The sequence below is a fragment of the Paenibacillus sp. FSL R7-0026 genome, from assembly GCF_038004485.1.
GTDB lineage: Bacteria > Bacillota > Bacilli > Paenibacillales > Paenibacillaceae > Paenibacillus > Paenibacillus xylanexedens_A.
Map to the genome: position 1 here is coordinate 3850284 of NZ_JBBORG010000001.1, position 12368 is coordinate 3862651.

The window sequence follows — 12368 nt, forward strand, 5'->3', positions numbered from 1 at the left end:
GGTTTACGAGATCCTCATCGTTGTTCCGCAATATTCACAATCCGCAGACGAAGTAGGATATACCCTTACCTTGGCTCCACATCCTGAACAATTCACGGCTACAGATTCGTGAGGTGCCTCGTCATATTTCACACGATGCTGATCTTCCTGATCTTGCTTATCATTAGAATCGTAATGCTGGTATGGATTAGTCTTAGAATGAGATTTAGGTCGACCACACATTTTAATGCCTGTAACAAGTACGATAACACCAGGGATAAAAAGAATAATTGTACTGATAATGGCCGTTTCTGTTCCTTCGGATATTAATATTAAAGATAACAGGATCGTCACGGACGAAAGGATAATGAATAAAATGCCAAAAAATTTCTTCACCGCGTTTCCTCCTTAAAACATCACACTCTACCTAGTAGTGTATATTACAAGCATCCGTAAAAGACATTTAGTCAGCTACACAATTTACGAGATTCTCATCGTTGTTCCGCAATATTCACAATCCGCAGACGAAGTAGGATATACCTTTACTCTAGCTCCACACCCTGAACATATTAAGGATAAAGGTTCTTGAGATTCCTCGACTTCTTCATACTCCTCGTGATAGTTACCTCGGTCATATTGCACATTACTACTAGAATCGTCATCATAATGTTGATCGGCTTTAGGTTGAAATTTAGGTCGACCACACATTTTAATTCCTATTACAAGCAAAACAATTCCACTAACAAAAAGTACAAATGCATTAATAATTGCCACATCAGTTCCCTCAGATAGTTCAAATAAAGAGAACATAATTGTTATACATGAAATTATAATAAATATAATCCCAATTTTCTTTTTCAAAGTTTATCCTCCTGCAATTTATGATTTACTTATCAAGATCTGTTGATTGCGCTCTTTCAAACGGTATCTTAATTGGGATAGTTGCGAAGCAAAACGTTCACTATTTACCAATTCCCCTGCTTCGTACTGATTTGCAAGTTCACTGTTCATCAATTCAATGTCCAGCAAGATCTGGCGGTCATTTTTCTCAAGTGAATCCGGAGTGATTGGGTCACTATACTTTACAAGTTCAATTAATGATTGAACGGTTTTGCGCTCCTCTTCCGCAGTTAGGACGGGTTGTTGCACCATGGTATGAAGCAATTGCTGTAAAGCTTTTTCGATTAATTGTAAGTTTGCGATTTTTGTATGTTCATCTGCTTCATGACGGCGCGCACTCTGAATATAGATCATAATGATTCCGCACAAAATAATTGCGATCGCAATCGTTACCGTGTGTAACAATAAGAACCAACGAAGCGCATGATCTGCTGAACCTGTTAACAACGTGTAGATCATCACACAAATCAGATAAATAACCAATACTACTCCTAACGCTGTGTAACCTGGAACAAACCGTTTAAACCGATCCATATTTTGCATGATGAACCGTGCGTAGATCCAAATAGCCGTAATCGCTACATAAGAAGCAACGAGATTCATCCAAAAAGAAAACGATAGAAGCGCATGATTAAACAGCGTAAAAGAAACGATTGACGATACTAACATGCATATTAAATAGACGACATCCAAAATCAAGAGATTGCTCCGTTTTACCATCACTATGCCTGTCCTCCTTCTTGCAGATTGTTTCCGCAATCGAGACAGAACTTCTGGCCGGGTTTTACTTCATGTTGGCAACGACTGCATTTCAAGCTTAAACCTGTGCCACAGTTGCCACAGAATTTTGTATGACCGGAATTCATATGGTTACAATTTGGGCATGGGCTAGGCATCGGTTGATGACATTGGATACATTCCAATGCGTTCTCCGCATTATCCGCCCCACATGAAGGACATGCATGGTATTTGTCACCACAGTTAGGACAGAATTTGGTTCCCTTTGGCAAGGCATGTCCACAATTGTTGCAATCTGTTGTTGCTACCGATTTTTCGGCTAATGGATTGCCACATTTGCTGCAAAAAGAGCTGTTCTCCTGGTTAGGATGATGACACTGCTTACATATACTTACTGCAGGCGTTTCCTTAGTAGACATCACTTTAGACATCTGGGACATCTCGCTACTGAAAGAACCCCCCAGACCAACCCCCATGCCCATACCAAGCCCTGCGCCCATGATGTCTGACTGCATGCTTCCTTCATTCTTCGCTGCACCTTCAAGCGTATCAAACGAACGTTCTTGCTGATATGTGTAGCCAATGATATCCATCTCAGCTTTGCGTGCCAACGCTTCTCTTAATCGAATGACGGAAGGGTCTTCTTCGGGCAGATTGACATTGTGAATATACAGGTTAATTAACTCAATACCAAATTCTTCAAAAGTAGAAGCTACCGTATCTGCAAAATGTCGTGATATCTCGGCGATATAGGCATTGATCTCCAAAACACTTACTTTTCTATGTATTAGATATGATGACAACATGGAGTTAATATTCATGATAATCAACCCACGGAAGTAATTAATCATATTAACTTGGTTAAACTCAGGCAGTGTTCCCACAAGCTTGACCAAAAATTTTCGTGAATCCGAAATTTTAATTCCCATTTGTCCAAATGTTCTTACGGGAACAATAATATTATACTTGGGATCTTGGATCTGAATTGGATTCGCCGTTCCCCATTTAACATCCAATGCACTTACTTGATTGACATACCAGACTTCTGCTGCAAAAGGTGACTTTCCTCCGAACGGAAGGTTAACAAGTCGGTTCAAGATTGGGATATTCGCAGTACTCAACGTATGCCTTCCTGGTCCAAACATATCAAGCGCTCTTCCATCCTTAAAAAGAATTGCTTGTTGAGATTGATTCACAATTAACTGTGTCCATGTTCCCAGTTCAGTCTCGGGATGTTTCCATGCAAACACATCAGGTGAGCCATCATACTTAATTACGTCAATAATCGCCATGTTTAATTCCTCAATTCAGTATTAGATTACTATAATTTACTAAAAAGTTCTTTTGCTAAAACACTGATTCTACAATATTTCCTATATTTAATTATCTTTCATCTACTTGTTCCATGTTTAGGCATTGATATTTTACCATTTCTAACCTTAATACGCACTAACATAGTTCATTTTTCATATGATATTTTTCCTATTTCGACATGTTTATATTAGTAAAAACCTCTTCCATATGTTCATAGGAAAGAGGTTAACTATATAACTACAAGTTGTGAAAATCAAAATATTAGCTTGAGTATCCACTCTCGATCATAATCAACGTCCCAATTTTGAAACCACTCGCAAAAGCCTCTTTTGAATGTATAGAGTGAACTTGATCCATCATATCAAACAATACCTCGAGTTGTTTAAAGTCTTCCTCCGAAAGCTTTTTCTGAAATTTTTCGATATTAGCTGTAATCTCCTTATTAATAGATCGATACGCCGAATCTTTAGGAACAATATTTTCCTCTGGTCTCAGGTTACCGTAATATAATTCTTCTATTATATTTCCCACATCACAGCCCCCTTTCTCTTATACATGTCTGGTACTCTTCTCCTGACAATTATATAAGATTGACAGACAATACTGGGGATTTATGCGATATTCGCATGGGTTTCTTATCGCTTTCATCGAAAATCGCATTTTACATGCTTGCTGTAACATAATAATGTAGCGCTTGTTGAGCCCTACCTCGGGAGTATGCTAAGATAATGGACACCTATTTCTACAAAATCCTATAACAAATCAACCGTATAGAAAGGACACTATGAATCCTTCATCACTGTCATCCAAGTTACAACAGATCGTTCCGCAGCTGGATCTGCGAAGCTGCCTCGTCAGCGTACGCGGTGAGATCATATACGAACACTACCGCAACCAAGAGGCTGCGACCGATATTGCAAAAATCAATTCATGTACCAAGAGTGTGCTGTCCGCGCTCATCTGTATAGCGATGGATAAAGGCTTGTTGCCAGAGGCATCAACCCCAATCTCCACCTTTTTTCCACAGTTGACATCCGATCCTGACCCGCGCAAACCAGCGATCACACTGGAACAACTGCTCACCATGACAGCCGGATTCAACTGGGATGAGTTCGGCGGGCAAAATTCATTCCCTCGCATGACCCGCACCGATCATTGGGTGGATTTTGCGTTGGAACAACGCCTAAGCCATGTACCCGGTACATATATGGAGTACAACTCAGGAGTATCACAGATTCTATCCGCCATCCTGATGCAAAATGCAGGTATGAACGTAGCCGAGTTCGCAGAACGTTATCTTTTTGACCCGCTGGGAATTAAGGATTATGAATGGGAAAGTGACCCTCAAGGTGTACATACTGGCGGATTTGGTCTTAAGATGTTACCCGTAGATTTGCTGAAATTCGGTCAGCTCTTTCTACAACAAGGGATGTGGGAAGGGCAGTCTCTCATTTCAAGTGATCTCGTATCCCGTTCTACGCAGCCTTTCATTACGGTCACTCCACCAAATCACGGCAGTTATGCTTGGCATTGGTGGGTGGATGTCTATCCAAATGAAAAGTCTGCCGCTGAAGATATTGCTGCTGTAGACGACAAACCCAATCTCCATTATTATTACGCGCGAGGGTTTGGTGGGCAGTATGTATATATTGTCCCTGAGTTCGAACTTGTTACGGTGTTAACCAATGACAAACGAAAGAAAGAGAAACCTCCGCTGGATGTTTTCCCTCGATTACTCGCCCCTGAGCTATGGAAAATGTTATAAACGCAGGCAGTCCTTCTATCCTGTCCGACCAATGAACCCCCAACCTTATGTAGGCATAACTAGCCCATAGGTTGAGGGTTTAATCGTCATGCCAAAGCTTCTTCGATGGCAATCGTTATTGGATATGGACCAGACTCTTGATTAGAGGCCACAACCAGTTGTAGATCATAGTCCGGATACACGGAAGACATGAACGACACCCCTGGATCAAACCCCATGACATGGAACTTGAAAATGTCTTCCTCCTTGCGGTCAATCCAGATCCCCTGCCCATAGTACTCTTCATCCTCTTGATGAGCATGTGGAGTTAATAACTGCTGTGTCGTCTCTGCATTCAACAATTGGTGACCCAGCAAAGCATCCCAAAACCGAATCATATCCGGTGCCGTAACATAGGCTCCACCATCTGATCCACCTTTTACAGGAATAGAGAAAATATTAGTATTCCAAGAGCCGTCTTCATGATCGATATACCCTAAAGCTGTGTTACGCGGGAGCTTATCTGTTAAGAAATAACCGGAGTCCTTCATGCCACACCGTTTGAAAATGTGCTCTTCCACATAATCTGTAAACGACCTTCCTGAATGCTGTTCCACGATAAGCCCCAGCACAATGAAACCCGCATTGTTGTAGTGAAAACGTTCACCCGGAGCAGACTTCATCGGCAGATGCTGAAACATGGGCAGAAAGTCACTTAATCGCCGCATCTCGTAGACGGGTCTGTCTTTCCATAATTCTGAAAAGTCTTCCATCACTTCTTCATCGAAATAATCTGGGATACCTGACGTGTGTGTTAACAACTGATGGATGGTGATTTCTTCGTCCCATAGTGGAAAATCCACATCCAACACATCGTTCAGCTTGGAATCAGCAGATAACTTGCCCGCTTCTATGAGTTGGCATATACTCACTGCCGTGAAGATTTTACATCCTGATGCAATTCCGAAGCGTGTATCCACCTGATTAGCAAGCTCTTCACTACGATTCGCATAACCACGTTTCATATTCAAAAGGGTTTTCCCGGCTTGCTGGAGTAATACAACACCCGAAAAATTCACACGCTCCATGACTTCTTCTACTTTTGTTGTCAGCTCTAATACATTCAACATCTTGTTGTTCACCTACTTGTCTATGTATTCTTAATACTCTCATTTTTAATTCTTCGTCATATCCTGCATACCTGCCAAATTTTCATAAAAAGAAGGATTACCCCCTTATAAAAGGAAATAACCCTTCTTCATACAACGTAAGATTAAGTTGGACAAAGTGTGCTCAAATGCTGTTCAATCACTTGTTCCACTCGTTTTGCTGTAAGTCTATCTGGCTGCATTAATGTATGAATGGCGAGTCCATCCACAAGAGCATATAACTTCTCGATCTCATTCTCGGCATCCAGTTCAGGATGTGTCATCCCCTGCTTCTGCAACTCCTGTATTACCCACTGAACAGACAGATACATCCCCTGATGCATCTGATCACTTAACTTTTTTAATTCGGGGTACACCAATAATTTGGCTGTAAACGAAAACCAGACCTCCATTTCCATCATTCTATCTTCGTCCAACGGGAGAAATTGCAAGAGCAGATTCTTCATATCCTGCAGTACAGATCCACTCATCTGTAACGCCTCCACCCTTTTCTGTACCCGCTCTGCAAAAAGATTCATGCAAAAGGTGAACAATTCGGCCTGTGTGGCAAAATAATGCCGCATGGACCCTACAGATAGTCCCGCTTCCTTCGCTATATTCCGAACTGTAGCATGCTCCAGTCCGTGCTCTTGTATGACCCGGATTGCTGCATCAGCAACGATTTTCCTTTGAGCTTCATGATCTACGATTTTTGGCATGACAACATTATACACCAAACTTCTCTTTTAGTAATACACTGTGCTATAATACTTTTTAATACATTGTACTAAATAAAAAAACAGCTGTAGGAGAGGAATTCATAAGATCATGCATACAACTATCCCCGCCTCAAAACGTAAGAAATTCAAATTTTCCATCTTCATAATAAGGCTGTTCTGCACAATGCTACTACTGATAGGTGCCGCTTTCCTCTATGAGTGGTTTGCTTCATCACAGGCCAAAAAGGACTTTCCACCTCCGGGTACGTTAGTTCAAGTCGACGGTTACCAACTACACATGCATAAACAAGGCAATGGTTCACCGACCATACTCATGGAGGCTGGAAGTGGTGAGACCAGTTTGTCGTGGAGGGACATTCCTGCGGAACTAGCCCAACATGCAACGGTAGTCACGTATGATCGCGCAGGATATGCCTGGAGTGAATCTGCACCCACAGAACGTACAGGTGCAAATATCGTCAAAGATTTACATGCAGCTCTGGAGAAGGAGAATATCCGCGGCCCTTACATTATGGTAGGTCATTCCCTTGGGGGTATGTATGCCAGACTCTTCGCACAGACTTATGCAAATGAGGTTCAGAGCCTTGTCCTCATTGATGCGAGACCTGAGGATGATGAACGGAATACAAAGGTTTTGTTGGAACAGGCTCAGTTTCAGGGAAACCCGCCTGCCTCCTTGTTATCTTTACTGAAGGTATCTGGAGCTTTCAGATTATTTTCAGACTTTATGCTTGATGGTCTGGTTGCCAAGCCAGATCGGGATACTTTTGTTAATGTGATTGCTACCCCTTCCTATTTTCACGCCAAAGAAGAAGAAGCCCTCCACGCCCATTCAACAGAAGATGCCATTCGTGGCCAACGTCTTGGATCAATCCCTGTACGTATCATTGCACGCGGACGTCCTCAAAACTATGCTAGTGCAGGGATTCCGGTTGAAATTGGGCAGAGGCTCGAATCCATATGGCAATCGGGACAACGGAACATGTTGAATATATCGAAGGATAGTCAGCTCATTGTGGCCACCCGCAGTGGGCATATGATTATTCACGATGAACCTGAACTGGTTGTGAAAACAATCCTTGAGCTAATCTCTGATAAGTAGAGGTATTTTTCTTCAGAACATCCTCCGCTCGATCCAATGTTAAAGGGCTGTTCCGATAGCCATGGGTATGACTTGGAACAGCCCTTTAAGCAGTATACATTAGGATTAGATCTAATGAGTTCGGCCTTAAGAAAACATGAATTAGCGTAACGCTTGCAGGTCCGACTCGGGACTTCCTGCACTCTTCTTCGTTTCACGGGTAGCCCTCGTATTGATCAGATAATACAATGTGGCATAGATTGTAGTGATAAACGTACCAAAAAACAGGCAAAATGCCAGAGACGGACGGCTTACACTTTCATGCATCAGTTCAATCAACGTCTCGCGATTCGTCAGTGCATCCCAGCTATTCAGTCGATATACACGTCCAAGCAATACCCCGTAACTTCCCAAAGCACAACCTGCCAGTACAAAGATCCAGGATGCCCAGCGTCCAATTCGGTGATAGATCACTTCCTGAAGCTGATACATCGACAGGAATCCAAGCAGGAGTCCAGTCCAGACAAACATTAATACAACACTTAAGTCGTACCAATACGTGTAGTCCACCCCGTTCCCACCATAATACCGGGAACTTCTCGCTGTCAGATGAACCAAATCCGTAACAATGTAAGAAGAGTTCGGGAAAAATAACAACCACAGCAGACCACTTGCCACTGCTAGCCATGCGGCACCTTTCCATTTTACATCACTTAGAAGATAGGCTGCATAAGAGAACACAAAAGGAATCCAGCCCAAGAACAGATTCCAGATCAGGAAGCGGAAATAACGCTGATCCAGCCAATCTGCGGCTACATAGTACAATCCAAGTGTTACTATTGTGACCACACTAAGGAAAATAAATATGCGAATATAATTCAGTTTTCTCAATGTTTCTGACCTCACTTGATAAAATTCAATTAGTTTCGAAAATATCGGATGATTTCTTCCTTATTCTTTTCAACACGCAAATTCAATCCTCGTTTATCCTTTAATCCATTCTGCTGTAATTCATGGCCTGGATCAAGCACCAACGGTTTAGTCGCCACATCAACCAGCAAGTCCATCGTCAGTTGATAGGTTTCCCGTAACTTGTCCATCGGCAGAGAGGATTCATACCGTTTGATCAGCTCAATCAGACGTTCAGCATACACAAGACGAACCATACTGTCCGCACTCTTCAATTGTCTTGAAGCAAATGCTGTAATGCCCTTAATTATACTTGGTTCTGTCCGATGTTTGGCAATCAACGCAAGTTCATCCACCGCATCCCAATTCATGATAGACAGCTCGGAACTTAATTGTTGAATCCGCTCCCCTATCCATTGTTCCTCTAACTCTTGGGGTACGTCCCATCGCTTATAGTCGGCATACACGCCTTCTCGATGCATCTGTATAGCGCTCCCGTAATGTTTGACGAACAAATCCTTTGCTACATCCCAATTGGTCTCTTCCATCTTAACCACCACCATACCTGTTCCTATTTGTGCTTATATTCCTAACATATTACATAAATTCACTGCTCTCCAAGCATACTATAGAAGTTGAACTATACATTTGCACGAGAACGCAGAGGACAGAAAAAACCTGAAGAAGTGAAACGTTCGCTAAAAGCTTTCTACAAGAAAGCTACTTCGGAAGCATAAGCTTATCACCAGATTTTCACCTTTGTAAAATCGAATTAAAAATCTGGGGATAACAGCGATCGGAAGGTTGTTCTGTCATCGGAGTGGCAAGTGCAAATATTCTTTCGTTCAGCTTATATAGAATCATACCATTTACCAAAGGAGAATCAAATTTACAATGAATCCAAATTCCATGAACCCTCAGAATGCAGTACAACCCACATTGAACACCAATCCAAATATCAGTCCTAACATGAATCATGGTGGCCATGAGATGTTCGATGTGCATGAGATTCTGTCCTCCACCATTAACGTGCTGGACCAATATATGATCTTTCGTACATTTGTGCAGAGCCAGGAACTGATTGGTATTCTGGACCGGCAGTACAATTTCATATTATCCCAGTACAATCTTACAGCAGAGTGTTTTGCATCCGGACAGAAGCCTCATCAAGAGACGGCAACCTATATGATCCCCAACATCGTACCACCGGTATATGGCCTTAAGCCATCAGCACCGAAAAAGCCAAACCAGAGCTTGGCTGATGTAAAGGATGCCGGGATTAGCGCTCATATGCTGGGACTGATCAAGTCACATGCGAGTCTGCTCGGCATGTCCTGTAGCGAGATCACAAATGGAACGGTTCGCCGGGTCATCGCTTCGCAGATCCAACATTTTATCGAGATGGCCTATGAAATTTTCATGTTCCAGAATAAAAATGCCTATTATCAAGTACCTCAACTCACGCCAAGTGATACACAACAGATGCTTCAGGCATACATTCCTGCAACCGGAGCACCTCAAATGCCTATCAGCAATAAACCACTTCATTAACTTAGAAAATATAGAGTCCGATTCCCCAGAGAACAGTCTCTTCAACCCATGCGGGTTTTAGGGGCTGTTCTTTGGTTATTTATAATCTTTTCCTGCTTAAGACTCTTGATTTGGTTACCAGAAACTGGTTTAATCAAAGACAGAACTCATATTCAACATACGGATCATACATATAAAATACGGTAAAATGCGGTTATACGAGAATTCAAATGGCTTTTTCTTCATTATGGGAGGTATACAAATGAGATGGAAGCAACCTGCTAAACTTGGTTTACTTGCTATGGCTTTGGGCTGTACTGCCATTGGCTCAACACTTACGACCTCAGTAACACTGGCTGCACCTGTCCCCGATTCCAAAGCGGTGTATCATCAATTCCAAACCTATCGAACAGAAGCAGTGAAGTCCACAGAAAGTCTGGTTAAAGCACGTAAATACCTGATGAATCATATCGATAAAGTCGGCCCTTGGCAGGCCACACTAATGACGCTGCAACTGGAGAACATGCAGAACTTGAAGCTGGCTGATATGGATCAGAAAATGTATACGGAACAGTTTCAACAAGCCTTGTCTCAAGCCCATGAACAACTTGGTTACGAACAAAAGCTTACATTTAGTCATCTGCTGAAAGAAATTAAAGATTCGACCGTGAAGAAACTTCTGCAGGAAGCATCAGATCTCGGGTTCAAACTGGAAACCAGTGAAGGCTTGTATTACCCCATCATCAATTATGAGATATACCAAAAGTTCAAGCCCTTCGTCCAGGCAGACATTGCTGCCTACATTAAAATAATGGCTACCGAGTCCAACCAAATGACAACTTCAGATGGTGGCATTATCATCCCTTGGAACGAATTAATCCAGCGTGCATTGGAGAAAGAAGCCTTTTTGAACAACTTCCCGAATTCCAATCGCACATCAGCAGTGAAGCAAGGGTTATTTGTGGATTATCTGTTTTACGGAAGTGACAACACGCCTGCATATGATTGGTACACTGACGAAGAAATCCGCACCATGGACCCTGAGGTGAAAAAGGCTTACGAGAAAGCTTTGGCTAAGCGCGAGCCCAATACGGAGAGTGTTCTTCTGGACACTATGGAAAAGATTTTACTGGTTCTCAATCAGAACAATGATGAGCTTACACCTGAAGTCAGAGCAATCATTGAACCTGTTCAACAACAATTTGCCCGTGAATAATCGGATGCTTGATAGCAAAATGTGAATGCAAAAAAAAGCGGCAGTCCTCAAGACAGAGGTTGTCGCTTTTAAATTTACATATCAAGTCCTTACGTTTGAATCAAAGAGTTGAAGCGACTATTGATGTAAGTTTGTTCGGATTTACGACGAGATACACGCCCTCAATCCGCTCTCCAGAAGCGTCCAACTCCAAACAGAGTACCTCAGACAACTGCCCTTCTTTCAGCAATGCGAGTTGAAGCTCGCCATTGATCCACATGGGCACCCATTCTCTCTCACGCAATCGCGTAAGGACTCGCCGTGAGGTCAGGAGTGCAAGCACACCTTTGTGAACGTTCATTGTTCTCATAACCGTATGCACAACGCCACCGCCATCTGCTGTAAATACAGGCTGATCTGCCAGTAACTCCAGCATGACAGAGACGTCATAACGAAGGAATGCCGTTGTAAAACGGCTCAGCAATTCACCTTTGGCTATCATATCCGCATCACTCTGCTCGATCGGCGGAAGTCTTTCGGGCAGATTTCGTCTGGCGCGGCTAAAGATTTGACGGCAGTTACTCTCCGTTTTACCCAGCCAATCCGATATTTCGGAATAATCATATCGGAACGCTTCACGAAGGACAAAAACAGCCCGTTCCATGGGCGATAGACGCTCCAACATGACCAGATAGGCGTAGGAGATCAACTCTTTTTTCTCCATCGTTTCCTCTGGCATGTTCGCCTCTTCACTGTCACCCATCGGCTCTGGCAGCCACTCACCAACATAACTTTCCCTCTGATTACGGGCGGAATTTAGCAGATTCAAACTTCGATTCACAACCAATCTGGCGATGTAGGATTTGGGATTACGAATATCCTGAGCAGACGTGCTCTGAATCCCCGCAAAACAATCCTGCACAATATCTTCAGCTTCTACCACACTGCCCAACATGCGGTAAGCTATTGAAAATGCATATTTTTTATAACGAATATACAACTCACCAACATCCAGAGAAGACACATCTGGCTCATTGGCGTGGAGATTGGAATTCATAAGAATGGCCCCCTCTGGCATGGTGCGTGTATT

The 12368-nt window shown here is 42.7% G+C and carries 14 protein-coding genes; 4 read left to right on the forward strand and 10 right to left on the reverse strand.

Going from position 1 to position 12368, the window contains the following annotated elements; all coding sequences use genetic code 11:
• Positions 1-3: 3 nt before the first annotated feature.
• The 5 genes from MKY44_RS16885 to MKY44_RS16905 form a co-directional block, all read right to left on the reverse strand.
• A complete protein-coding gene (locus tag MKY44_RS16885; RefSeq protein WP_341007956.1) occupies positions 4-375 on the reverse strand; it encodes a hypothetical protein in 372 nt (123 codons plus the stop codon).
• 84 nt (positions 376-459) lie between these two features.
• On the reverse strand, positions 460-840 hold the full coding sequence (locus MKY44_RS16890) for a hypothetical protein (RefSeq protein ID WP_278294514.1): 381 nt from the start codon (positions 838-840) through the stop codon (positions 460-462).
• 18 nt (positions 841-858) lie between these two features.
• Positions 859-1602 carry a hypothetical protein gene (locus MKY44_RS16895; RefSeq protein ID WP_341007957.1) on the reverse strand — a complete coding sequence of 248 codons (744 nt, stop codon included), beginning with the start codon at positions 1600-1602 and terminating at the stop codon, positions 859-861.
• A complete protein-coding gene (locus tag MKY44_RS16900) occupies positions 1602-2909 on the reverse strand; it encodes an SPFH domain-containing protein (RefSeq protein ID WP_341007958.1) in 1308 nt (435 codons plus the stop codon). Before MKY44_RS16900 ends, MKY44_RS16895 begins: the two co-directional genes overlap by 1 nt.
• A 283-nt stretch (positions 2910-3192) precedes the next feature.
• A complete protein-coding gene (locus MKY44_RS16905; RefSeq protein WP_341007959.1) occupies positions 3193-3462 on the reverse strand; it encodes a DUF6809 family protein in 270 nt (89 codons plus the stop codon).
• Positions 3463-3715: 253 nt separating this feature from the next.
• Here MKY44_RS16905 and MKY44_RS16910 point away from each other — a divergent pair, with 253 nt between their 5' ends.
• Positions 3716-4696, forward strand: coding sequence for a serine hydrolase domain-containing protein (locus MKY44_RS16910; RefSeq protein WP_341007960.1), 981 nt, complete (start codon positions 3716-3718; stop codon positions 4694-4696).
• An 86-nt stretch (positions 4697-4782) separates the two neighbouring features.
• On the opposite strand, the gene MKY44_RS16915 is transcribed toward MKY44_RS16910, so the two are convergent.
• Together MKY44_RS16915 and MKY44_RS16920 are read right to left on the reverse strand one after the other, a co-directional pair.
• Positions 4783-5805 carry a serine hydrolase domain-containing protein gene (locus tag MKY44_RS16915; RefSeq protein ID WP_341007961.1) on the reverse strand — a complete coding sequence of 341 codons (1023 nt, stop codon included), beginning with the start codon at positions 5803-5805 and terminating at the stop codon, positions 4783-4785.
• A gap of 143 nt (positions 5806-5948) precedes the next feature.
• Positions 5949-6542, reverse strand: coding sequence for a TetR/AcrR family transcriptional regulator (locus MKY44_RS16920; protein ID WP_341007962.1), 594 nt, complete (start codon positions 6540-6542; stop codon positions 5949-5951).
• Positions 6543-6726: 184 nt separating this feature from the next.
• On the opposite strand from MKY44_RS16920, the gene MKY44_RS16925 reads away from it, so the two are divergent.
• Positions 6727-7665, forward strand: coding sequence for an alpha/beta fold hydrolase (locus MKY44_RS16925; RefSeq protein WP_341007963.1), 939 nt, complete (start codon positions 6727-6729; stop codon positions 7663-7665).
• 141 nt (positions 7666-7806) lie between these two features.
• Here the strand turns inward: MKY44_RS16925 and MKY44_RS16930 are convergent, their stop codons facing one another.
• Positions 7807-8535: a DUF1361 domain-containing protein gene (locus tag MKY44_RS16930; protein ID WP_341007964.1), complete on the reverse strand. Its 729-nt coding sequence runs from the start codon at positions 8533-8535 to the stop codon at positions 7807-7809.
• Positions 8536-8564: 29 nt separating this feature from the next.
• Complete coding sequence (locus tag MKY44_RS16935; RefSeq protein ID WP_341007965.1) at positions 8565-9101, reverse strand: hypothetical protein; 537 nt, start codon at positions 9099-9101, stop codon at positions 8565-8567.
• A gap of 361 nt (positions 9102-9462) precedes the next feature.
• Here MKY44_RS16935 and MKY44_RS16940 point away from each other — a divergent pair, with 361 nt between their 5' ends.
• Both MKY44_RS16940 and MKY44_RS16945 read left to right on the forward strand, forming a co-directional pair.
• Complete coding sequence (locus tag MKY44_RS16940; protein ID WP_445670691.1) at positions 9463-10104, forward strand: spore coat protein; 642 nt, start codon at positions 9463-9465, stop codon at positions 10102-10104.
• Positions 10105-10345: 241 nt separating this feature from the next.
• Entirely contained in the window at positions 10346-11299 is a 954-nt protein-coding gene (locus tag MKY44_RS16945) for a hypothetical protein (RefSeq protein ID WP_341007966.1), read from the forward strand.
• A gap of 100 nt (positions 11300-11399) precedes the next feature.
• On the opposite strand, the gene MKY44_RS16950 is transcribed toward MKY44_RS16945, so the two are convergent.
• Complete coding sequence (locus tag MKY44_RS16950) at positions 11400-12335, reverse strand: sigma-70 family RNA polymerase sigma factor (RefSeq protein ID WP_341007967.1); 936 nt, start codon at positions 12333-12335, stop codon at positions 11400-11402.
• Positions 12336-12368: the final 33 nt, after the last annotated feature.